Here is a 22,760-nt window from a genome sequence, read left to right as displayed (position 1 = left end):
GAGAGGCGGGCGAGGCATGGCGGGTTTCTGGAAGCGATGGCTGGGCAAGCCCGAGTCGGTGGAGGGGGAGCCCTCGACCGTGCCCGAGGCGTATCAGTCTTCGATGCCAGCCGGCCCGGGTTTGCAGGCTTATGAATTGCAGGGCGAACTGGGCCGCGGGGCGATGGCGGTGGTGCATCTGGCGCGCGAGCGTGCCACGGGACGCTTGGTTGCCATCAAGCGTCTGGCTTTGCAGCGTGAGTTTGCGGCAGAAGACCTGGTCGATGTGCAACAGCGTTTCATGCGTGAAGCACGTGCGGCCGGGCACCTGCAACACCCCGACATCCTGCAAGTGCTGGAGGCTGGGGAAGCTGGCCCCGACGCCTGGATTGCCATGGAGTATGTCCAGGGCCGTGATCTGAGCCACCACACCCGGAAGGCTCAGCTGCTGCCTGTCCCCGAGGTGCTGCAGATTGCGCGGCGCCTCGCACGCGCGTTGGACTATGCCCATGGCCAGGGCGTGGTTCATCGCGACATCAAGCCGGCCAATGTCATGCTGGATCGGGAGCGCGGAGTTCTGAAGCTCATGGATTTCGGCATCGCCCGCATTGCCGATGGCAGCCGCACCCGGACCGGTTTGGTTCTGGGTACACCGTCCTTCATGTCGCCCGAACAATTGGCTGGCCTCAAGGTCGACGGTCGCAGCGATCTCTATTCGCTGGGCGCCATGGTCTATCAACTTCTGACTGGCCATCTGCCGCACCAGTCTGACTCCATGGCCAAGCTGATGTACCAGATCGCCAATGAGCCTCCGGCCGATGTGCGCAGCTATCGCCCCGAGCTGCCCGAGTCCCTGGCCTTGGTGCTGGCTTTGGCGCTCGAGAAGCGGCCCGAACTGCGCTACGCCAGCGGCGCGCAGATGGCCCAGGACCTGGAGGCGGTGATTGCGCAATGGCCTGCCGGGCCCGCGCGCGGCCCGGCCCAGGCGCCGGCCGGCAAGAGTCCGGCCGCTGCGCCCGCGGCGCCGCCGGAGCACGCGGACCCTTTTGCACAAACAGTCCGCTTGAATACGGCGGAAGCAGTGCAAAATCCCCCCGCATCGCAACCAGACACAAAGCCATGACCCTGGAGTTCTTCAGCGCTACCGATGTCGGCCGCGCACGCGACAACAACGAGGACTCGGTCGCCCTGGATGAGTCCGTGGGCTTGGCCGTGCTGGCCGATGGCATGGGCGGCTATAACGCCGGTGAAGTTGCCAGTCAGATGCTGACCGGCTTCATTCGCGCCGAGTTGGGTCGCTGGTTGAAGGAGTCCGGCGCCAGTGCCAGCGCCAGCGACGTCCGGCGGGCCATGGACATCTGCGTGGACAACGCCAACCGCGCCATCTTCAACGCCGCCAACACCAACCCGCGTTATGCCGGGATGGGCACGACCCTGGTGCTTGGGGTATTCCGGCCCGAGGGTTTGTTGCTGGGCCATGTTGGCGACTCGCGCGCCTATCGACTGCGCGGCGGACAACTGACGCAAATCAGTCGCGACCATTCTTTGCTCCAGGAGCAGCTGGATGCCGGCCTTTTGACACCCGAAGAGGCCGTGTTCTCCAGCAACAAGAATCTGGTCACCCGGGCGGTTGGCGTGGAGGACGCGGTCATGCTGGAGCTGCATCAGCACGAGCTTCAGCCTGGCGATCTTTACCTGTTCTGCTCGGACGGGCTATCCGACATGTTGGACGATGACGCCTTGCGCCAGTTGTTGATAAACCACCCTTCGCTATCGGAAGCGGCACAAGCCCTGATAGATGGGGCCAATGACATGGGCGGCCGGGATAATATCGCGCTGGTGCTGGTTCGCGCCGAAGGCCGTGTGCGGTCGGAAGGTCGGGCTTGGTGGCCGTTTGGCAAGCGCTGATGGGCTGGTTTTCGGCCGTGAGGCCTGTCGTGACCGGCTGCTGGCTCAGGCATCGTTGAGAGCAGTCAAAACTCCTGCGGCGCACTGAGAGTTGCCGCCAACACAAGCAATAAGACAACAGGATCGAGGTCAAAGCATGGGCAAGCTGGTGGTGTCGCTCGACGGCGTGGTGATCAAGGACGTGCAGATCACGAAGGACAAGACCACGCTCGGGCGCCGGCCCTACAACGATATCGTGATTGACAATCTGGCGGTCAGCGGTGAACACGCCGTGCTGCAGATGGTCGGCGCGGATGTTTTCATCGAAGACCTCAACTCCACGAACGGCACATATATCAACGGCAAGGCAATCAAGAAGCAGTTGCTGGCCAATAACGACATCGTCGAGATCGGCAAATACAAGATCAAGTTCCTGCTGGAGGACAGCGGCGACTACGAGAAGACCATGATTCTCAAGCCGGGCTCTGGCACGCCCAGCGGTTTCGGTCTGCCTTCCTCTTTCGGCTCGCTGCCCTCGGCGGCCGCGGCGGGTCCGGCCACCATCCGGGTCCTGACTGGTGCGGCTGCCGGGCGGGAAGTCAGCCTGACCAAGGTCGTTACCACCGTTGGCAAGCCCGGTGTGCAGGTGGCCTCCATCACCAAGCGCCCCAGCGGCTATGTGTTTGCCCACGTCGAGGGCGCCGCACGGCCCACAGTCAACGGCGCGCCCTTGACCGGCGAATCCGTGGCCTTGAAGAGCGGCGATGTGATCGAGTTGGCCGGGACACAGATGCAGTTCGTGCAGGGCTGAGGTTCCCTCGGAGCCAGGCCGCGTTCGCGGCCTCAGTGAATACACCAGAACTGGGTTTACCCTGCTCTCGCAGGTGCCCTTGCTTGCTTGCTGCCGTGCACAATTGCTGCAGCAAGCAGCAGGGCGAGCATGGCCGTGCCTGTGTGAGCCTTGCCTGCAGCCGGCCGCACCATTGAGCATAAAGATGGCGAGACAAGGGGGTCTTTGAACAGGCGGTTGCGCAGGCGTTCTTTGGTGTCCAACCCTCATCGAAAGGCCGCTGTGACTTCTTCAAGCTCCTCCGCAGCCGAACCTTTGCTAGAGCCGCCGTCCTCTTCCTTGCGTCAGCGTACCGCGTGGATGATTGTGCTGATCTCCGCGCTGTTGGTGGTCGGCACCGATGCCGTGCTTCTGCAGCACCAGTCGCGACTGCGTGGCGAGGCCTTTGAGGCCGAGCTTCTGGCTTTGCCGCAGACTTATGGTGAGGCGCTGGCAGGCAGCCTGAGTGCGGACCCGTCGGGCAGTGACAGCACCCGGCAGTTGCTCAAGAAGTTGCAGTCCCGGCCCGGCATTCTGGCGCTCGAGTTGAAGACGGGTTCAGGCCTGGCCCTGGCCAGTGGAGACCCGGCAGCGCGTGCGCAGGCTGATGTTCGACAAATCGATTTCGAACTGGGTCCGCCGGCGTCGGGTGGTGCTCTGCTCCAGGTGCTGGCGCAGGAGCAGGCCATGCAGCACGCGTTCTGGCGCGATGCCTGGCCCGCCATCCTGCTGCGCGATCTGGTCCTGGTGCTTCTTCTCAGCTTGAGTGTGATCGTGGTGTTGGACCGCATGATGTTGCGGCCCCTGCGCCGCCTGGCAGACCGGGCCGATGCGTTGGACAGCAGTCAGAGTCCACTGGACCTTTTGTCATCGGCGCCGGGCGTACAGAGTTCGGAGCTGTCTCGGGTCGCCCGCTCTCTGATGCGTGCGCACCATGGCGTGTGGCTGCGTTGGCAGGATGAACAGCAGCAGGTCCAGCAGTTGCAGCAACAGGTGCAGAGCCAGGCCGCGCAGTTGCAGGCTGCGGCGCTCAGCCTGGAGCAGAAGAACCGCGAGCTGGGCAGCCTCAGTCGCAGTGATTCGCTGACCGGCCTGGCCAATCGCAGGGAATTTGACGAGGCCTTGCGGCGCGAGTTCAAGCGCGCGCAGCGGCAGCGCGGCCAGCTCGCTTTGGCTGTGCTCGACCTTGATCACTTCAAGCGCTACAACGAGCTCCATGGCGCCGCGGTTGGCGACCAGGCGCTGCAGCGTTTCGCCCAGCTGCTCAGCGAGCGATTCAAGCGCGACACTGACTTTGTGGCAAGGCTGGGCGGCGAGGAATTTGTGGCCTTGCTGCCGGGCTTCGGCCTGGATGTCACCCAGGAACTGATGGAGCAGTTGCGCGAGGAGTTGCGCGCTTTGCGACTGCCTCATGGCAGCAGTGCGGATGAGGGGCCAGGTTTGACGGTCAGCATTGGCCTTGCGGCCTATTCGCCGGCCCACCCCTACTTGAGCCCTCAGTCCCTGATGCAGGCGGCGGATGAGGCGCTCTATATCGCCAAGCATGCCGGGCGAGATCGCCTCAGCCTGGCCTCATCGAGCAGTCTGGCCGAACGCGCTTGAGCGGAAAAGTTGCGCCTCAGCGCTCGTGCTCGCTGGCTTGCTGCAGTTGTTCGACTACCCGACGGGCGGCCCGCAGCACCAGGGCCTCGTCGAGTGAGGCTTGAGGTGCAATCTCATGCGCCACTTCTTCCAGGCGCTCGGGCTCGCTCAGCAAGATCGAGGCGATGGTAGAAATGGCACTGACGCCACGGCGCTGCAAGGCTTCGGGCATTTTCAAGGTGCTTTGCACCTCCACATGGTGACGCACGCTGGCCACGGCGGCTGGCGCCAGGCCCCAGCTTTCGCACAAGGCCGCGCCCAGTGCGTCGTGGCTGACGCCGAATGCTGTGTGTTCCAACTGCACCAGTTCGGCGTCGGAACCAGCAGCGCGCAGCATGGCCGGGTAGTGTGCGGATGCGTGCCGGTAAAGCACGGCCTTGCCGCATTCCTCGAACAATCCTGCCGAATGCGCCGCCCATGGGTCCACGCCCAGCATCTGGCCGATGCGCCCCATCATCACGCCGCGCTCGGAGGCACGCTTCCAGACCGGTTCGAGCTCTGTGGCGGGCGGAAATGCAGCGCGCAGGCCCATTTCAAACGTGATGGCCGAAACCTCGCGCATGCCCAAATAGGTCAGCGCCTGATGGACCGTTTGCACCCGGCCACGCAAGCCGTAGAGCGATGAATTGACGGCCTTCAAGACGGCCGCGGCGAGTGCCATATCGGTCTCGACGAGGGCGGACATGGCCGGCAGATCAATGTCCTCGGCCGCCATCAGCAGCGAAAGCTTGACCAGCACCTCGGGCTGAGTCGGGATCTCGATGTCTAGCGTGCGCAAATTTGGATCAACTGGCATGGTGTGCTTTCCTTCCCCTGGTTGCCGCAATGGTAGCGGGACTGGCGCAGAGGCTGGTTACAAAAAGCTCAGCGAAAGAAGGCGTCCCAAGCGGTTTTCAGGATCAGGGCCGAGACCACGGCGATGAACATGCTGCGCACGAAACCAGCCCCGCGTGCCAGGGCCATGCGGGTACCGAACAAGCTGCCGACGACATTGGCCACGGCCATTACCGCGGCGACTTGCCACCAAATGTGGCCGGTGCTGCCGAACAGAAGCAGAGCCGCTGCATTGGTGGCGGTGTTCATCAGCTTGGCCGTGGCCGAGGCATGGAGGAAGTCGTAGCCCAGGAGGCGTACGAATAGGAAGACGAAGAAGCTGCCAGTGCCCGGACCGAAGAAGCCGTCGTAGAGGCCGATCAGCAAGGCGATGGCACCCGCCATCAGGGTTTCACGCCGGCCCTGGTAGCGCGGCGCATGGTGGCGGCCCAAATCCTTGCGCATCAAGGTGTAGGCCAGCACGGCCAGCAAAACCAGGGGCAGGGCGCGGCGTAAAAAGCCGGGGTCAACCTGGGTGACGGCCCAGGCGCCACCGAAGCCGCCCAACATGGCCATGCCGGCGGCCGGCAACAGGGCGCTCCAGTTCAGTTGCACCTTCTTGGCGTACTGGAGTGTGGCCCAGGCCGTGCCCCAGATCGAGGCGCCTTTGTTGGTGCCGAACAAGGTCGCGGGCGCCGTCTGAGGGTAGACGCTGAACAGCGCAGGTACCAGCACCAAGCCACCTCCACCCACAACGGCGTCGATGAATCCAGCCAGCAGGGAGGCAAGGGCGACAGTCAGCAAATCCATGGGTGGCGTGGAGCGAGGAAGTGGAGAGCGGGGTCAGCGTGGCAAGCAAAGTGGATGCGCAAGTAAAACGGGCACCTGAAACCAGTTCAGGTGCCCGTCCATTGTGACTGTGTCACTTTATGCGTCGTTCTTGCACTACAACTTGAGTTTGTCTCCTCAGCCCCGCCTAGCACCTGCCGTTCGCACAGCTTGTGCATCGAGTGAGGCAAATGTAGGCAGTGCGGGCCGTGCACGCACTTGGGGTTTTTACGGGCGAGCCGCACCAACTTAGGGAAGTTTGCGTGCACACACTTTTTCTTAACTCCAAGAAATTCGACAAATCAAGAAGAACCCGATGCCCCGACCTGGGGCTGTATCCTCCGCAAACCGGGGGTGCTGACAGATCCGGCTTGCAGCCATATGTCTCATTTATGCACAGCTCGGGCGGTGGTGAGCCAGCCATCCACTCAGGGTAAGCCACTTGCAATTCTTGACCTTTGGCGAGCCTCGCTTGTGAAACCATCCGAGCCATGGTGATTTCTGCGTTTGTCATGAGTTTGACTCGGTGGTTTTTGAGCCGTGCAGGCCGACCATGGGATTTCTGTACGGTCCACCCAACTTTGATGGCGGCCTTCATCGTGTCACTGCCCATGAGCCTTACCGGATGTGGCGGGGGCGGGGGCGGCAGCACGGACAGCCCTCCGCCCACGCCAGTCCCGAGTGCCACCAGCACCTACGGGCTTAGCTTGCCTCGCCCTGGTCTGGCTGCGTCCGATTTGGCCGTGCTGGTGGCCGAGGGCGATGTACTCGGCGAGGCCATTGCGGCCTATTACCTGAGTGCGCGCAATGTGCCGGCGACAAATCTGATCCGGGTCAAGTTGCCGACCAAGGCCGATGCCATCTCGGCAACTGATTTCGCCACACTGAAAGCCGAGATCGATGCCAAGTTGCCGGCCGGAATCCAGGCCCAGCTATTGACCTGGACTGCTCCTTCTCGCGTGGTCGGCGGTTGTGCCATGGGCATCACCAGCGCCCTGGCTTTCGGCTATGACGCGAAGTACTGTGTGCCCAACGCTGCTTGCGTCAACACCCAGGCTTCGCCTTTGTACGACTCTGAGTCCTGGCGCCCTTGGACAGACCACCAGATCCGACCGGCCATGATGCTCGGCGCTCGCAGTCTGGCCGCGGCCAAGGTCTTGATCGATCGAGGGATCAAGGCCGATGGCAGTCAGCCGCTGGGTGACGGATACCTGCTGAACACGAGCGATGGCTTCCGCAATACTCGTGCGGTTGACTTTCGGGTTCTGCCAGATTCCTGGGCCGGGCGGCTCAAGCTGATCTACCAGGACAATTCAGCCGGCGGATCCAAGGACACGGTAGAGAACCAGTCCGGGCTGCTTTTCTACTTCACTGGTCTGCCGATCACACCGGGTTTGGCCAGCAATAGCTACCTGCCGGGCGCGGTCGGCGATTCGCTGACCTCATATGCGGCCCAACTGCCCGATGCGCGCGGCCAGACGACAGTGCTCAATTGGCTGGATGCCGGCCTGACTGGTAGCTTCGGCACCGTTGAAGAGCCCTGCAATTTCAACCAGAAGTTTCCCAAGGCCTCGGTGCTGATCGATCAGTACTACCGAGGCGCGAGCCTGATCGAAGCCTATTGGAAGTCACTGCAGTCGCCGGGGCAGGGCCTGTTTGTTGGCGAGCCCCTGGCCCGGCCGTTTGCCGATGCGCCCAGTTTCAAGCTCGAAGGCGGCCAGTATCTGATCAGCAGTCGGGCCTTGCGTCCAGCCGCGATCTACACCCTCGACTACCAAATTGGCGCGGCGGGCAACTGGATCACCCTGGCCAGTTTCAAGCCGACCAAGGCCGAAATCCAGAACCTGAGCGCGCCCCTACCTCCAGCAAGCGCCACCGCCCTACGTTGGCGCGGCCCTTGCCCGACGCAAAGCAGCCAGCAGTGCACGCTGGCCATCAGCCCCTGACGGCTTGGGGCTTGCCGCGCACATGGAATGAGGGCGGCTGGCAAAATGGCATACCCTGCCGGCCCCGCCCCCATGACCCTGACGCCTTCGACGCCCACTCTGTCCAGCGCTTTTCGCGTGTTATCGGTCATCCCGCCGATGACCCAGCTCAACACGCCGTATCCGTCCACGGCCTATCTGACTGGCTTCCTGCGCTCGCGTGGTGTCGACGCGGTGCAAGAAGACCTTGCCTTGGCTCTGATGCTCAAGCTCTTCTCGCGCGAAGGCTTGCGCGCGCTGCGGGAGCGCATCCAGGCCCTGGCGCCCGAACAGCGCACGCCCATGGTTCAAGGTTTTGACGTCTACTTTGACCGTTATCTCTCGACCATCACAGCGACCATCGCCTTTCTGCAAGGGCGCGATCCGACCCTGGCCCACCGCATCAACAGCCGCGCCTTCTTGCCCGAAGGGCCTCGTTTCGACTCGCTAGATGCCTATGTGGATGAAGACGGCGGCGACCCGCTGGCCTGGGCCTTTGGTGCCCTGGGCCTGCAAGACCGGGCCCGCCACTTGGCCACGCTCTATCTGAATGACCTGGCCGATGTCTTGCGCGATGCTGTGGACCCGCGCTTCGAGTTCGTCCGCTATGCCGAGTCCCTGGCCACCAGCCAGCCGACCTTCGAGCCGTTGGCCGAGGCCCTGGCTGCGCCCTTGAACCTGGTCGACCAAAGCCTGCGCGAACTGGCGCTGGCCTCAGTGGCCAAGCACCAGCCGCAACTGGTGTTGATCTCGGTGCCTTTCCCGGGCGCGGTCTACGCCGCCTTCCGCATCGCCCAGGCGATCAAGGCTGAGCATCCCGGCGTGGTGCTGGCTTTGGGTGGCGGCTTCGTCAACACCGAGCTGCGCGAGCTCAGCGAGCCGCGGGTGTTCAACTATTTCGACTACTTGACCCTGGACGCCGGCGAGCGCCCCTTGCTGGCGCTGCTGGAGCATCTGCAAGGCCAGCGCTCGCGCCAGCGCCTGGTGCGCACCTTTGTGCGCGAAGACGGCCAGGTCCGCTACATCAACTTCGTCGAGCCCGACATCGCATTTGCCGAGGTGGGCACGCCGACCTGGGACGGCTTGCCCCTGGATCGCTACCTGTCCCTGCTGGACATGCTCAACCCCATGAACCGGCTCTGGTCGGATGGGCGCTGGAACAAGCTGACCGTGGCCCATGGCTGCTACTGGAAGAAGTGCAGCTTCTGCGATGTCAGCCTCGACTACATCTCGCGCTACGAAGGTGCCTCGGCCGAGACCCTGGTGGACCGCATCGAGTCCATCGTCGCCGAGACCGGCCAGACCGGCTTCCACTTCGTCGACGAGGCCGCGCCGCCCAAGGCCTTGAAAGCGCTCGCTGCAGAGTTGCAGGCACGTCAGCTGGGCATCTCCTGGTGGGGCAATATCCGCTTCGAGAAGTCCTTCAGCCCCGAGCTTTGCCAGCAATTGGCCGACAGCGGCTGCATCGCCATCTCCGGCGGGCTCGAGGTCGCCTCGGACCGTTTGCTTCAGTTGATGAAAAAAGGCGTCTCGGTCGACCAGGTCGCGCGCGTCACCAAGGCCTTCACCGACGCCGGCATCCTGGTCCATGCCTACCTGATGTACGGCTTCCCGACCCAGACCGTGCAGGACACGGTCGATGCACTCGAGTACGTGCGCCAGCTGTTCGAAAACGGCTGCATCCAGAGTGGCTTCTTCCACCGCTTTGCCTGCACCGTGCACTCGCCCGTGGGTCAGAAGCCTGAAGAGTTCGGCGTTCAGCTGCTGCCCCTGCCGCCCAGCCCCTTCGCCAAGAATGATGTCGGCTTTGTCGACCCCACGGGCGTGGACCACGATGTGCTGGGCCAGGCGCTCAAGAAAGCCATCTACAACTACATGCACGGCATCGGCCTCGAACAGGATGTGCGCAGCTGGTTCAGCATCAAGGTGCCCAAGACCACGGTGGCGCGGCACCGAATTGCCCGAGCTCTAAGCCAGGCGCACTGAAGCCGCGGCTGGCACACGATCCTGCCGCTCGTCCAGCCAGCCGCTGAAGGCCTGGAGCAGCGGCTCGTAGCGCTCAGGATTCGCCTCCAGGCTTTGCAAGGCCAGAACGGCCGCCTCCAGGGTCGAGCGCTGCTCGGCCCGCTCGGCCTTGCGGTGCGCGGCATAGCGCGAGGGTGGTGGCTGCCGCACGGCCAGCCGGGGCAGGGCTTGCAGTGCCGGGTTGAGCAGCAGCATCTTGCGACTTTTACGCCAGGTGGCGTCGATCACGACCAAGCGCAGCGGCCTGGCATCGTCTGCACTGGCGTCAAACACCGGGCTGGTTTGGCCCGGTGTCGGAGGGTAGAGCAGCAGGGCGCGCCGCCCGCCCGCCGTGAGCGCGGCTAGCAAAGCGCTCGCCTCGAACTGCTCGCCCACCCAGAGCCGACAGTGGGCGATGCTCAGGCGCAACAGGCGCGCTGAACCCTTGGCTTGGTGTTGTTCTTGGGGATGCTGCAGCAGCAGCAGATCCACCGCGTTGTCGATGGACTGGGTCCAGCGACAAAGGCAGGCGCTGGCCGGCAGTTCGCAGCGCCGGCATGGCGCCCGCCTAGCGATGGGAGACGTTGGAGAAGCGGAGAACTCGGACGGCATGTCAGCCGAGATCAGAACACAGGCGCAAGCCTTGTTGGCTTCTCGCGCCGAGCATATTCAGGCCGCGTGGCCTTGGCGCGCTGTTTCCAGCCCGCGCTCCAAGCGCGAATCCAGGGTGGACTCCAGATCCGAATCCATCTCCGAGCTCAGTTGCGAGTTCAGCTGGGACTGCCGCGCCTTGCGTTGCCGGCGCTGCCGGGCCGACCAACGGCCAGCCGAGACGATGGCCAGCAGCACTGCCACGCCGTTGAGCGAGCCCCAGAGTGGCGGCACGGTGGAGGAGAGCAACAAGCCGGTCAACGAGGGCTGGTAGCCGCCGGCCCGGCTGCTGACCTCGAACACGCCGACCAGCAAGGCCAGCAGCCAGGCCAGGCCCATGCCGCCCAGGCACCAGGCCGTGGTCGGGTGTCGGCTGTGACCGCGCTGCGGACGGACGGTGAACATGGCCCAAAACCAGGCGAAGCCGTAGAGCAGCAGGGCGATCAGCAGGGCCTGCCCCAGCTGGGCGGTCCAGCTGCCACTTCCACCCAGCAGGTTCTGCCAGCTCATGGGCCAATATTGGCTGGCCAGGGTATGTGCCAGGCCCAGGGCGCTGACATAGAGCAAGGCGCCGGACACAAAGGACCAGATGCGTCTTGCGGTTCTGATGTCGCTGCCCATGGCGATGCGTTGGCTCCGTGCTGCTGCTGAAGAAAAGGGGTGTGCCGTCGATTCTGGGTGTCCCGCCCGTTCCGGCCCAGGGGCGCTGCACCCGCAGTTCGGGGGAGTCTGGCCTGCGCAGCAGGCGCAAGCGTTGAATTTGTCACGTTTTTCTGGGTCCGACGCAGAGTTCGCCGGCATGCCCGTCACAGCTTGTGTGTGGCCGCTTGTTGCAGCAGGGGTAGGGCGTCGATGCGGGCCTCGATCTCGGCCATCATCTGGCGATAGGGCGCTGCGTCCAGCCCGCCATAGCGCTGCTGGAAGGCCTCGGCGCTCAGGAACTCGGGCAAGTCGGCCACGCCGGGCATGAAGTCCAGCTCATGAAGGCCGGCGCGGATCAGGGTCTGCAGGCTGCGCGGTGCGTCCTTGGCCAGCAGGCCGAAGCGCGTGCCAGCCCGATCAGCGGCAATGTCATTGAAGCTGAAGCCACTGCCTCCTCGTGAGTCGGCCACTTCCTTGTAGACGCCGATGGCGTCCGCCAAGGGCCCGCTGCCCTCCAGGGCCAACACGGCCGAGACCAGAAAATGCTGTGGAAAGTCTTCGCGGCCGGCCAAGGTGACCCTGCGTGGCAGTGGCTGTGGCCAGCTGCGTGCGCTGGGCAGCAGCTTGCTCCAGTGCTGGCCGGTGGAAAACAGCGCCAGGGTCAGCAAGGCGCTGCGGTTCTCGGCCACCGGGTCGGCGTCGGCGCCTTCGCTGCGTGCGCGAACCAGCTCGAACATCGGTGGCATCAGCAGGGCCAGCGAAACCGAGCTGCCCGGCGCCAGGTTTGCGCTGAGCTCGGCCAAGCGCCGGCTGTAGGCCTGGGCCCGTTCACGCTCGGCCGGTGTCCAAAGTGCGCCTAGCACATGGTCCATGCTGTCGGCCTGCCAGTGGTAACCGAGCTGCAATTCTTGGGGCAAAAAGGCCAGAGTCTCGACCAGCTCTCCGGCCACCTGGGCTTGAGTCGGCAGGGCCAGACTGGCGATCAGGCGACGCAGTGCCGGATTGGCCAGCCAAGCCGGCAGCGGTAAATGGCCCAGGCGCAGCCGTTCGACCCGCGGCAGGGCAGCGGTTTGGCCCAGCTGGGCTTCGAGATTGAGCCAGGCACCGAGCAGGGGCAGGGGGAAGCTGGCCTGCAAGCGGGCGCTGCCGGCTAGCAGCTGAATTTGCGCCGCACCGCGGCCTCGGCCGTAGCGCTGGGCCAGTTGCATCAGCATCAGATTGAGCTGCCCCTCGTCAATGCGCAGCAGGCGTTGCGGGCCGGCCTCCTGGCGACGCGGGTCATTGCGGCGCAGAAAGTCTTTGGTGCTCTGGATCTGTTCGGGGCTCAAGCCGCTGCCATCGGGGGTGACCAGCGCCTGGCTTTGCAGCGCCAGGGCGGCGGCGATCAGCAAGAGCAGCACCGGGCTGAGCAGGAGAAGCGGCCAAAGGAGGCGCGGGCGGCGCTTGCCTAGGCAGCCAGGGAGCGGAGACTTCATGCTGCACAGTCTGCCAGCAAAGCCGGTGCCTGAACCTTCGTCAGGCGCTATGGCTCCGCCTCACCCTGACAATGCGCGCCATGTTGGAGACTTCCGCCACGCGCATCTGGCCTCCCACGGCCGACACCCTGACCCGCCTGTTCGAGCGCGGCCGTCTGCAGCGTGCCCGTCAGCTGCAGGGCCAGATCCTGGAGCTCCGCGCTGATGAGCAGGGCGCGAGCGCCCGGCTGAGGGGTGCGCGCGAGCAGGTTTTCGAGCTCGACTTGCAAGGTGTGGCCGACGCGGCCGGCCAGCCGCACTACAGCGCCCTGTGCAGCTGCCGCACGCGCCGCTTTTGCGAACATGCCGCGGCCGTGTTGCTCAAGCTGCAGATCGAGGCCGACGCGCCCCAGCGCGAAGCACTGCTGCAGCAATGGGTGCAGGCGCTGCGCCGCAAAGCCAGCCGTGAGGAGCTCAAGCGCCTGCCGACGTTGCCCGAGGCCGATGCGGCCCGGCTGATGGACTTGCTCCTGCGTGAGGAGGAACCGAGTCCAGTATCCGCAGTCGAGCCGCCCCCAGCGCCTATCGAACCGGACACGCGTAGCGAAGCGGCCAATTTCCAGCCAGAGCTGTGCTTGATGACTCTGGGCCGTGGTGATGGCCTGCTGGGCCTGGCTCCCGGCGGCCGGCTGGGGCCGCGTGGTGATCATGTCAGCGTCGCCCAGTTGCACTGGGTCTACCGCTTCGACGATGGCTGCCGCTGGCAGACCGAGGCGCCCCGCTCGATCTTGAACAGCCGCCCGCCGGCCCAGCAGCTGGTGGACACCCCCAGTGGCCCGCGCCGCCTGGCTCGCGATCTGTTGAGTGAGGCCGAGGCGCGCGATCAGCTCTGGGCCTGCGGTCTGATCCCGCTCGCGCCCGAGCAGCTGCAATGGCGCCACCCCAGCGCCTCGCAGGGCCTCGAGGCTTTGTGGACGCTCAGCCAGGAAGAGTTCTTCTCCATCTTCTGGCTGGAGCGGGTGCCGGCGCTGCAGGCGGCGGGCTGGAAGGTCGATGTTCGCCCCGGCTTTGCCCACCGGCCGGCGCCGGCCGAAGCCTGGCAGCTCAAGATCGAGAAGCTGGGTCTGCCGGGCCGCGAGGGCTCCTGGCTGCTCAGCCTTGGTGTCGAGGTGGATGGCGAAACCCTGGACCTGGCGCCCATGATTGCCGACCTGCTGCGCCGTGATGCGCGCTGGTTCGATGCCGAGGCCATTGCTTGTATCGATGACGCGGCCTTGATCCTGCTGCACGCGCCGGGCGGCCGTCGCATCGAAGCCCCGGGCTCTATCCTCAAGCCCATCATCGGCGCCATGGTGGACCTGCTCAGCGACCCCAAGCGGGCCGAAGGGCCGATCCCGCTCAGCGACTGGGACGCCGGCCGCCTGCTGGCGCTTGACTCGCGCAGCGGCTGGCAGTTCCAGGGCGACGCCGATCTGCGCCGCCTGGCCCAGCGCTTGCAGCAGGCGGGCAGCCCGCAGCCGGTGGCGCCGCCGCACGGCCTGGCGCTGACCCTGCGGCCTTATCAGCGCAGCGGCCTGGCCTGGCTGCAATACCTGCGCGAGCAAGGCCTGGCCGGCATCCTGGCCGATGACATGGGCCTGGGAAAAACCGCCCAGGCATTGGCCCATCTGCTGCTCGAAAAAGAAGCAGGCCGCCTCGATCGGCCAGCCCTGGCTGTGCTGCCCAGCTCCCTGTTGTTCAACTGGCTGGCCGAGGCGCGCCGGGTGGCGCCAGGCCTGCGAGTGCTGCTGCTGCAAGGGCCGGAGCGCGCGCGCGACTTTGCCCGCCTGGGCGAGTTCGACCTGGTGCTGTCCACCTACCCCCTGCTCTGGCGCGATATCGCGGCCTTGGCGGCACAGCCTTGGCATCTCGTGATCCTGGATGAGGCGCAGACTGTCAAGAACGCGGCCAGCCGGGCGGCGCAAGCCGTGCGCCGCCTGAACGCGCGCCACCGCCTCTGCCTGACCGGCACGCCGCTGGAGAACCATCTGGGCGAGCTCTGGGCGCAGTTCGATTTCCTGATGCCCGGATTCCTGGGCGATGCAGGGAGCTTTGCCCGCTTGTGGCGCAAGCCCATCGAGGAAAACGGCGAAACCCTGCGTGCCCAGCTGCTGGCCCAGCGCGTGCGGCCTTTCATCCTGCGCCGCCGCAAGGACCAGGTGGCGGCCGAGCTGCCGCCGCTGACCGAGGTGACGCGGCGGGTGCAGCTCTACGGCGCCCAGCGCGATCTTTACGAGAGCGTGCGCGTGGCGGCCGACACCCAGGTGCGACGCGTGCTGGCCCGGCGCGGTTTTGCCGGCGCGCAGATCTCGGTGCTCGATGCCTTGCTCAAGCTGCGTCAGGTCTGCTGCGACCCAGCCTTGGTCAAGGGTGTGGATCTGGCGCTGGACATGGGCCGGGCCAAGCTGGAGCTGCTGCAACAGATGCTGCCCGAGCTGCTGGCCGAGGGGCGGCGGGTGCTGGTGTTCTCCCAGTTCACCGAGATGCTGGGCTTGATCGAAGCGCTGCTACAGCAGCTGGAGCTGCCCAGCCTGACGCTCAGCGGCGACACGCCGATCGGCCAGCGCGGCGAAATCGTGCGGCGCTTCCAGGCCGAGGAGATACCGCTGCTGCTGGTCAGCCTCAAGGCGGGCGGGGTGGGATTGAACCTGACGGCGGCTGACACGGTCATCCATGTCGACCCCTGGTGGAACCCGGCGGTGGAGGCTCAGGCCAGTGCGCGGGCGCACCGCATCGGCCAGGACAAGCCGGTGTTTGTCTACAAACTGGTGGTGGGCGGCAGCATCGAGGAGCGGATGCTGGAGCTGCAGGCCCGCAAACTGGCCCTGGCGCAGGGCGTGCTGGGCGAAGACGGGGCCGATGCAGCCAAGTTCAGCGCCGAGGATTTGGCGCTCTTGTTGGCGCCGCTGGGCTGAACGAAAGCGGGTTTTGCGAACCTGCGCAAAACCCGCTGGAGCGGATCACCGTTTACGGTCGAAGCGCAGGGCGCGGGCCAAGCTGCGGCGATCACAGGCGAAGTTGCCGGATTCAAAAGCCTCGTGCTTGCGGCCCTTGTTGTCCAGCGATGCCCAGTCGGGGCAGGGCATGCGACGCGGTTGTTGTTCGGGGTGCTGCTGAGTTTTCATGGCGATTCAGAGGCCTTGCGGCTGCTGCTACGACGGTAGCGACGGCTTGCAGGAGATCTGCCTTGGCTGTCGCTTGCAGGCACAACGCCGGCGGAAAACCCTCGGTTGACAGCCGCAGGCAGAAATTTATCCGCGACACCTCGTCGCCAGTTAGCAACGTCTCGCGCCTGGCTTCAGGGCGGCGGCGGCTTTATCGCTAAGCTTCGACCCCATGTCGCCCGCCTCCTCCATTTCGTCCGCTGCTCCATCGCCCGAGTCTTTGCTGGTGGCGTGCCTGTGTGCGGCCTGGTGCCGCACCTGCGACGGCTATCACGAGGTGGTGGCCAGCTTGCGCGAACAGTTTCCGCAGCACCGTTTCATCTGGGTGGACATCGAGGACGACGAGGAACTGGTCGGTGACCTGGATGTCGAAACCTTCCCCACCCTGCTGATCGGCCAGGGCGCACAGCTGCGCTTTGTCGGCCCGGTCACGCCCCATCTCAGCACGGCCCAGCGCCTGTTGGCCACTGCCGCCGAGCTGCCGACTGCGGCCGCTCAGCCCGCCGCCCAGGCCTTGCTGATGCGCTTGCAAAGCAGCTGCTGAAGCCGGCGGCAGCCGGGCCTGCGCCAAAAGCGGACAATCGCCGCTTTTGATCAGCCGCCCACAAGGCTCACTTCGCATCATGACTGTTCACCTGAAAGCCAAGGCGCCCAGCGGCGCCGTTGCCATTACCGTGGTCGATCGCGCCGCCTTCCAGGCCCTGGTGACCGAGCTTCCGGTGCCGACACGCCACTGGCTGGCCACCCTGGGCTTCAAGGGCGCGGCCGACAGCTACGCCCTGGTGCCAGGCGCCGATGGCAAGCTGGGTCAGGTGTTCGCCGGCGTCGAGCATGCCGCCCATCCCTTTGCGCTGTCGGCCCTGCCGCAAGCCCTGCCCGAGGGTGACTATGTGCTGTCCGAGCATGGCCTGCAGCTGCTGCCCGAACAGGCTGCCCTGTCTTGGGAGCTGGGGGCGTACCAGTTTGACCTCTACAAGCCGCGCCGCCGTGCGCCGGCTGCGCTCTACCTGGCCAATGACGCCAGCGCCCAGCGCGGCATTGCCCTGGCCACCGCCATCGCGGCCACCCGTGATCTGGTCAATACCCCGGCCGAGCACATGGGCCCGGAAGAGTTGGCGCAAGCCGCCCAGCTGATCGCCAAGCAGCACGGCGCCAAGTTCAAGCAGATCGTCGGTGACGCGCTGCTGAAGCAGAACTTCCCGGCCATCCATGCCGTTGGCCGCGCCAGCACGCGCGCGCCGCGCCTGATCGAGCTGAACTGGGGCAACCCCAAAGCGCCATTGCTGAGCATCGTCGGCAAGGGCGTCTGCTTCGACACTGGCGGCCTGGACATCAAGGGCGCCGACGGCATGCGCCAGATGAAGAAGGACATGGGCGGTGCTGCCAATGCCCTGGGCCTGGCCGCTCTCGTCATGGCCTTCAAGCTGCCGGTGCGCCTGCAGCTGCTGATCCCGGCGGTTGAGAACTCGATCTCGGGCAATGCTTACCGCCCCGGCGATGTCATCAAGACCCGCCAGGGCCTGCACATCGAGATCGGCAACACCGATGCCGAAGGTCGTGTGGTGCTCAGCGATGCGCTGGCCTATGCCTCCGAGCACAAGCCCGAGTTGATCATCGACCTGGCCACCCTCACCGGCGCCGCTCGCGTGGCCCTGGGCGCCCAGCTGCCGGCCCTGTTCAGCAAACATTTCGACACCGCGCGCGACCTGGTCGACCTGGGCCTGAAGCTGGAAGATCCGATGTGGCACATGCCGCTGTGGGCGCCCTACAAAGAGGGCATCGCCAGCAGCATCGGCGACATCGTCAACACCGGCCGCAATGCCCTGGGCGGCGCCATCAACGCGGCGCTCTTCCTCGAGTACTTTGTGCCCGAGCACCAAGACTGGCTGCACATCGACCTGTTCGCCTGGAACGATGTGGCCCGCGCCGGCCGACCGGTGGGCGGCGAGGCGCAGACCATCCGCACTCTGCTGGCCTATCTGGAGCAGCGTTTCAGCGCCAAGAACTGAAGCCGCGGCTTCAGGCCCCGGCCAGGATCCAGGCCGCGGCCTTTTCGGCCAGCATCAGCGTCGGTGAGGCGGTGTTGCCGTGGGTGATGCTGGGCATGACGCTGGCATCGACAACGCGCAGCCCGGCCACGCCACGCAGGCGCAGATGGCTGTCCACCACGGCTTGCGCGTCCTCGGCGCGGCCCATCTTGCAGGTGCCCACCGGGTGGAAGATGGTGGTGCCGATCTCGCCCGCAGCCCGCGCCAGATCGTCCTCGCTCTGCAGCTGCGGGCCGGGCTTGATCTCTTCGGGCCGGTAGCCGGCCAGGGCCGGCTGGGCCACGATCTGGCGCGTCAGGCGCAGGGCGGCCGCGGCCACTTGGCGGTCGTGCTCGGTGGCGAGGTAGTTGGGCTGGATGCGCGGCGCCTCACTCGCGTCGGGCGAACGGATCTGCACCGTGCCGCGGCTCGTCGGGTTCAGCTGGCAGACGCTGGCGGTGAAGGCATTGAAGGCGTGCAGGGGCTGGCCGAAGGCGTCCAGCGACAGCGGCTGCACGTGGTATTCCAGATCCGGCCCATCCGGGTCCAGGCCACTGCGCGCAAACGCGCCCAGCTGCGAGGGCGCCATGCTCATGGGCCCGCTGCGCTTGAGCGCGTACTCCAGGCCGATCTTGGCCTTGCCCCACCAGCTTTGCGTCAAGGTGTTGAGGGTGCGCGTGCCCTCGACTTTGTAAATGCTGCGGATCTGCAAATGGTCTTGCAGATTGGCGCCGACTCCAGGCAGGTCTTGCTGCACGGCAATGCCCAAGCTTTGAAGCAAGGCCGCCGGCCCCAGGCCCGAGAGCTGCAGCAGCTGCGGTGAGCCGATGGCGCCGGCCGCCAGGATCAGCTCGCCGCCGGGGTTCAGCATGACAGTTTCCAGGCCGCGCGGCGTGCGCACTTCGGCGCCGGTGCAGCGCAGGGCACCGTCTTCGCGATCCAGGCTCAGGCGCTGCACGCTGGCCAGGGTCCAGAGTTCGAAGTTGGGCCTGGCGTAGCAGGTCGGCCGTAAAAAAGCCTTGGCCGTGTTCCAGCGCAGGCCGCTGCGCTGGTTGACTTCGAAATAGCCGACGCCTTCATTGCTGCCGGCGTTGAAATCCTCGCTGGCCGGGATGCCCGTCTGTACCGCCGCCGCCGCAAAGGCATCGAGGATGTCCCAGCGCAGGCGCTGGCGTTCGACCCGCCATTCGCCACCATGCCCATGCGCGGCCTTGAAGGCAGTGCTGGCGCTGCTGGCCTTGCCGTCCAGGCGCCAGTGGTCTTCGTGCTTGATGAAATCGGGCAGGCAGGCTTGCCAGCGCCAGTCCGGGTCGCCGGTGGCTGCCGCCCAGGCCTCGTAGTCGCGCGCCTGTCCGCGCATATAGATCATGCCGTTGATGCTGGAGCAGCCGCCCAGCACCTTGCCGCGCGGGTAGCGCAGGGCGCGGCCCTTGAGGCCGGCTTCCGCCTCGGTTTGGTAGAGCCAATCGGTGCGCGGGTTGCCGATGCAGTGCAGATAGCCGACCGGAATGTGGATCCAGTGGTAGTCGTCCTTGCCGCCGGCTTCCAGCAGCAGCACGCGCTTGCTCGGGTCGGCCGAGAGCCGCTTGGCCAGCAGGCAGCCGGCCGTGCCGGCGCCGACGATGATGTAGTCGAACATGGTGGGCGCGCTGTGGGTTTCAGCGCGCCAGATGCGAGGCCAAGACCGGGAAGAGCTTGATCAGGCCGTCGGCCAGCAGCTCCACCGCCAGCGCGGCCAGGATCAGACCCATCAGCCGGGTCATGATGTTGATGCCGGTTTGGCCCAGCACGCGGGCGATGCGGCCGGCGGTCGAGAACACGCCGAAGGTCACCAGGCCTACCACCACGCCGTAGCCGACCAGGATGGCCAGCTCCCACCAGTGGCGGGTCTTTTCGGCGTAGATCACCATGGTGGAGATGGTGGCCGGGCCGGTCAGCAGGGGGATGGTCAGGGGCACGACGGCGATGCTGGCGCCGGCACTGAGCTTGCTGGAGCCTTCGCTGAGGTCTTCCTTGCGCGACTCGGCCGGCTGCGCGTTCAGCATCTGGATGGAGCTGATCAGCAGCAAGGTGCCGCCGCCGACCTGGAAGGAGGCCAGCGAGATGCCGAAGAATTCGATCACCTTGAGGCCGAACAGCGCACTGATGCCGATGACCAGAAAGGCGCTGAAGCTGCTGACGCGGATGGTGTGCTGGCGCTGCTCGCGGTTGAAGCCGCTGGTGAAGTGGATGAAGAAGGGGATCACGCCGATCGGGTTGACGATGGCGAGCAGGGCAACGAGGGGCTTGTAGATGTCCATGGCGGCGATTGTGGGCCGGCTGGCGCCAGCCCAGGGTGCGCTGAGCTCCCGAATTACCCGGTCTTTGTCGTCCTGCCGGTCTGGACGCCCTGAGCGCGCTCGGCGGCCAGGCGGCGCAGCAGGTCCAGACCCTGGCTGGCGCGTGGGCCGTACCAGCTCAGCAATTCGCCATCGACCAGCTGTACCCGCGCCTGTGGACACAGGGCTTGCGCCAGCGGCAGGTGGCTGGTGTCAAAGCTGTAGGGCTCCGAGCTCAGCAGCACACGGTCGATCTGCTGCAGCCAGGGCTCATCGCCGCGCAGCTGCGGGTAGCGGGCGGCGCCGGTGTCGCCGCCCAACTGCTCGGGCCAGGTCTGCCAGCCGACTTCGGCCAGCATGCGGGCGATGTAGGTGTCGCGCGCCACCGTCATCCAGGGTTCGCGCCAGATCAGGTAGAGCACGCGTTCGCCGGGCCAGGCTTGTTGGCGGCAGCGCTCAAGGCTGGCCTGCAAGTCGCTGCGCAGGGGCTCGGCCCTTGCTTGCACGCCGGGCAGATGACCGAAGTGCTGCAGCATCTGGTCCAGCAGGACCAGGTTGTCCTCGGGCCCTTGCGGGTGGGCCACGATCAGTTCTGGAACAAAGGCTTGCAGAGCCTCGGCGGTTTCGCGACGGTTTTCGTCGGGGTTGACGATCACATGGCTGGGTGCCAAGCGGCGCAGCTTGTCCAGATTGACATCCTTGGTGCCGCCGACCTTGGGAATGGCGGCCACATCCGCTGCGGGATGAATGCAGAAGCCGGTGCGCGCCACCATCCAGGGGCCCAGACCCAGGGCCAGCAGCAGCTCGGTGATGCTGGGGACCAGGCTGGCGATGCGAGGCTCGGCGTTTCGCATCACAGGGCCGCGTCGTCGCCGGGCGTGTCCTGCAGGGCGAGATAGACGGCGCAGCAGCCGCGCAGGTAGACCAAGGTGGGCAGCACCAGGGCGACCGCGAAGACCACGCCGCCGCCGGTTTGCGCCGCGATCGCCAGCGGGGTGGTGGCGACCGGCGCACCGTTGGCGCCCAGGGAGCGCAGGCCGTAGCCGAACAGGCCGGCAATCAGCTGCTGGGCCGGCACATCGATGCCAATCAGCCAGACCATCAGGAGCGCCAGCGCCCGCCCGCCGCTGATCACCACGAAGCTGACCGCCGCGCTGACCAGGGCGGTCATCAGGAACACGGCCATCATCAGTGCACCGGCCTCTAAGGGGCCTTGGCGCAACTGTCGGGCCAGCATGCGGGCGGTTTGCAGGGGGGTCTTGCCGGACCAGATGGAGGGGCCAGTCAAGGGGCCGATCAGGACCATTCCGCTGAAAGCCATCACGCCCAGCCCCGTCACGCTGATCGGCACCAGCAGGGCAAACAAGGCCGGGCCGACGGCTGGCAAGCGAGCGCTGTAGAGCAAGGCGATCAGAGCGGCCGCAGCGAGGCCCAGGGTGCTCAGCACCAGCAGCAAGGTCAGCAGCACCCGAGGTGCGCTGCGCAAGGCGTCGTAAAACGCATCGGCCACCTCGCGCACTTCGCGGCCGCGAGCCTGGTCCATGAGCAGCAAGCCGGTGGTATTCACGCCGACAAAGGCTGTCAACAATCCGCCGACCGCCCAGATCACGCCGATCACCGTGTTCGCCTTGGCCAGTGCCGACTCGGCCGAGGCCAGCATCAGGCCTGCCAGGCAGAAGGCCGAGAGCAGAGCGTAGAGGGCGCGGCCGTTGCGCGGCGCGTCGATGCTGGCTAGCACGCGGTTGAGTGCGTGCAAGGAAAGTGTTTGGGACATGGCGGTCATCATAGCCAGCGCATTTCATGCGGCCCCTGGGCTTGATTCAGCGGCAGAAGTCCGTAAATCGCACGGTAAAACCCGAGGGTTTTTTCTATCGGCCGAAAAACAACACTTCCCCCCGCTCAAGTGCTTGCGGCTGGACCCATCGCCCATAATCGTTTACCTGTGTATGGACGCCGCACCTTCGCTTGAATGGTTCACGATGGGTTGAAAGTCCACATGGTTTCTTGGTATTGAAAGGGCTTCCCCATGGGAAACAAGCTTTACGTCGGCAATCTTGCCTATAGCGTGCGTGATGAGTCTTTGCACGAAGCGTTCTCGCAATTTGGTTCGGTGACCTCCGCAAAGGTCATGATGGATCGTGACACAGGTCGTTCCAAGGGCTTCGGCTTTGTGGAAATGGGTTCGGATGCCGAAGCGCAAACGGCCATCAACGGCATGAACGGTCAAGACCTCGATGGCCGCGCCATCGTGGTGAACGAGGCTCGTCCTCGTGAAGAGCGTCCGGGCGGCTTCGGCGGCGGTGGCCGTTCGGGTGGCGGCGGCTTCGGCGGCGGTGGCCGTTCGGGCGGCGGCGGCTTCGGCGGCGGCGGCGGTTACGGCGGCGGCGGCGGTGGTGGCGGCTACGGTGGCGGCGGCGGTGGCCGTTCCGGTGGCGGCGGCTTCGGCGGCGGCGGCGGTGGCCGTTCCGGCGGTGGCGGCGGCTACGGCGGCGGTGGCCGTTCCGGCGGTTACTGAAATCC

The 22,760-nt window shown here is 65.8% G+C and carries 20 protein-coding genes; 10 read left to right on the top strand and 10 right to left on the bottom strand.

Translation table 11 applies throughout. From position 1 onward, the window contains the following. Positions 1-16 precede the first annotated feature (16 nt). From LNV23_RS03015 to LNV23_RS03000, 4 genes are all read left to right on the top strand, one after another. Positions 17-1,102 (top strand): serine/threonine-protein kinase, encoded by a 1,086-nt coding sequence (locus LNV23_RS03015; protein ID WP_263561591.1) that lies wholly within the window; start codon positions 17-19, stop codon positions 1,100-1,102. Then, positions 1,099-1,887: a Stp1/IreP family PP2C-type Ser/Thr phosphatase gene (locus LNV23_RS03010; RefSeq protein ID WP_263516226.1), complete on the top strand. Its 789-nt coding sequence runs from the start codon at positions 1,099-1,101 to the stop codon at positions 1,885-1,887. The genes LNV23_RS03015 and LNV23_RS03010 overlap by 4 nt, the downstream gene beginning before the upstream one ends. A gap of 136 nt (positions 1,888-2,023) precedes the next feature. After that, positions 2,024-2,677, top strand: coding sequence for an FHA domain-containing protein (locus LNV23_RS03005; protein WP_263561590.1), 654 nt, complete (start codon positions 2,024-2,026; stop codon positions 2,675-2,677). Positions 2,678-3,016: 339 nt separating this feature from the next. Then, positions 3,017-4,297 carry a GGDEF domain-containing protein gene (locus LNV23_RS03000; RefSeq protein ID WP_263561589.1) on the top strand — a complete coding sequence of 427 codons (1,281 nt, stop codon included), beginning with the start codon at positions 3,017-3,019 and terminating at the stop codon, positions 4,295-4,297. A gap of 16 nt (positions 4,298-4,313) precedes the next feature. On the opposite strand, the gene LNV23_RS02995 is transcribed toward LNV23_RS03000, so the two are convergent. After that, entirely contained in the window at positions 4,314-5,132 is an 819-nt protein-coding gene (locus LNV23_RS02995) for an HDOD domain-containing protein (protein ID WP_263561588.1), read from the bottom strand. A gap of 68 nt (positions 5,133-5,200) precedes the next feature. Continuing rightward, on the bottom strand, positions 5,201-5,959 hold the full coding sequence (locus LNV23_RS02990) for a sulfite exporter TauE/SafE family protein (protein ID WP_263561587.1): 759 nt from the start codon (positions 5,957-5,959) through the stop codon (positions 5,201-5,203). Positions 5,960-6,684: 725 nt separating this feature from the next. Here LNV23_RS02990 and LNV23_RS02985 point away from each other — a divergent pair. Together LNV23_RS02985 and LNV23_RS02980 are read left to right on the top strand one after the other, a co-directional pair. Continuing rightward, positions 6,685-7,923: a TIGR03790 family protein gene (locus LNV23_RS02985; protein WP_263561586.1), complete on the top strand. Its 1,239-nt coding sequence runs from the start codon at positions 6,685-6,687 to the stop codon at positions 7,921-7,923. 72 nt (positions 7,924-7,995) lie between these two features. Beyond that, the gene (locus LNV23_RS02980; RefSeq protein ID WP_263561585.1) at positions 7,996-9,927 is read left to right on the top strand and encodes a B12-binding domain-containing radical SAM protein; all 1,932 of its coding nucleotides are present in this window, start codon (positions 7,996-7,998) and stop codon (positions 9,925-9,927) included. On the opposite strand, the gene LNV23_RS02975 is transcribed toward LNV23_RS02980, so the two are convergent. From LNV23_RS02975 to LNV23_RS02965, 3 genes are all read right to left on the bottom strand, one after another. Further along, complete coding sequence (locus LNV23_RS02975) at positions 9,910-10,557, bottom strand: tRNA-uridine aminocarboxypropyltransferase (protein ID WP_263561584.1); 648 nt, start codon at positions 10,555-10,557, stop codon at positions 9,910-9,912. The two genes, LNV23_RS02980 and LNV23_RS02975, sit on opposite strands and share 18 nt — an antisense overlap. A 57-nt stretch (positions 10,558-10,614) precedes the next feature. After that, on the bottom strand, positions 10,615-11,217 hold the full coding sequence (locus tag LNV23_RS02970; RefSeq protein WP_263561583.1) for a hypothetical protein: 603 nt from the start codon (positions 11,215-11,217) through the stop codon (positions 10,615-10,617). A 185-nt stretch (positions 11,218-11,402) separates the two neighbouring features. After that, the gene (locus LNV23_RS02965) at positions 11,403-12,713 is read right to left on the bottom strand and encodes a hypothetical protein (protein WP_263561582.1); all 1,311 of its coding nucleotides are present in this window, start codon (positions 12,711-12,713) and stop codon (positions 11,403-11,405) included. Positions 12,714-12,793: 80 nt separating this feature from the next. Between LNV23_RS02965 and LNV23_RS02960 the strand changes: the two genes are divergently transcribed. Next, positions 12,794-15,646 carry a DEAD/DEAH box helicase gene (locus tag LNV23_RS02960; protein WP_263561581.1) on the top strand — a complete coding sequence of 951 codons (2,853 nt, stop codon included), beginning with the start codon at positions 12,794-12,796 and terminating at the stop codon, positions 15,644-15,646. Positions 15,647-15,691: 45 nt separating this feature from the next. Here the strand turns inward: LNV23_RS02960 and LNV23_RS02955 are convergent, their stop codons facing one another. Further along, positions 15,692-15,856: a hypothetical protein gene (locus LNV23_RS02955; protein ID WP_165794623.1), complete on the bottom strand. Its 165-nt coding sequence runs from the start codon at positions 15,854-15,856 to the stop codon at positions 15,692-15,694. 211 nt (positions 15,857-16,067) lie between these two features. Here LNV23_RS02955 and LNV23_RS02950 point away from each other — a divergent pair, with 211 nt between their 5' ends. Both LNV23_RS02950 and LNV23_RS02945 read left to right on the top strand, forming a co-directional pair. Further along, positions 16,068-16,439, top strand: a complete 372-nt coding sequence (locus tag LNV23_RS02950) for a thioredoxin family protein (protein ID WP_263561580.1) — start codon at positions 16,068-16,070, stop codon at positions 16,437-16,439. 79 nt (positions 16,440-16,518) lie between these two features. Then, positions 16,519-17,904 carry a leucyl aminopeptidase family protein gene (locus LNV23_RS02945; protein WP_263561579.1) on the top strand — a complete coding sequence of 462 codons (1,386 nt, stop codon included), beginning with the start codon at positions 16,519-16,521 and terminating at the stop codon, positions 17,902-17,904. A gap of 10 nt (positions 17,905-17,914) precedes the next feature. Here LNV23_RS02945 and LNV23_RS02940 read toward each other — a convergent pair whose 3' ends face one another. From LNV23_RS02940 to LNV23_RS02925, 4 genes are read right to left on the bottom strand one after another with little or no spacing between them, the layout of a single operon-like run. Beyond that, on the bottom strand, positions 17,915-19,561 hold the full coding sequence (locus tag LNV23_RS02940) for a GMC family oxidoreductase (RefSeq protein WP_263561578.1): 1,647 nt from the start codon (positions 19,559-19,561) through the stop codon (positions 17,915-17,917). A 19-nt stretch (positions 19,562-19,580) separates the two neighbouring features. Beyond that, entirely contained in the window at positions 19,581-20,222 is a 642-nt protein-coding gene (locus LNV23_RS02935) for a MarC family protein (protein WP_263561577.1), read from the bottom strand. Between the two features lie 53 nt (positions 20,223-20,275). Further along, positions 20,276-21,094 (bottom strand): helical backbone metal receptor, encoded by an 819-nt coding sequence (locus tag LNV23_RS02930; RefSeq protein WP_263561576.1) that lies wholly within the window; start codon positions 21,092-21,094, stop codon positions 20,276-20,278. Further along, a complete protein-coding gene (locus LNV23_RS02925; RefSeq protein ID WP_263561575.1) occupies positions 21,094-22,014 on the bottom strand; it encodes a hypothetical protein in 921 nt (306 codons plus the stop codon). The genes LNV23_RS02930 and LNV23_RS02925 overlap by 1 nt, the downstream gene beginning before the upstream one ends. Before the next feature lie 252 nt (positions 22,015-22,266). On the opposite strand from LNV23_RS02925, the gene rbp reads away from it, so the two are divergent. After that, complete coding sequence (gene rbp / locus LNV23_RS02920) at positions 22,267-22,755, top strand: RNA-binding regulator (protein WP_263561574.1); 489 nt, start codon at positions 22,267-22,269, stop codon at positions 22,753-22,755. Positions 22,756-22,760: the final 5 nt, after the last annotated feature.

The organism is Kinneretia sp. DJ1R-11 (genome assembly GCF_025717595.1).
Taxonomy (GTDB): Bacteria; Pseudomonadota; Gammaproteobacteria; order Burkholderiales; family Burkholderiaceae_C; genus Paucibacter_A.
The sequence above is the reverse complement of the archived record's forward strand: the minus strand, read 5'-3'. Positions and strand labels throughout refer to the sequence as shown.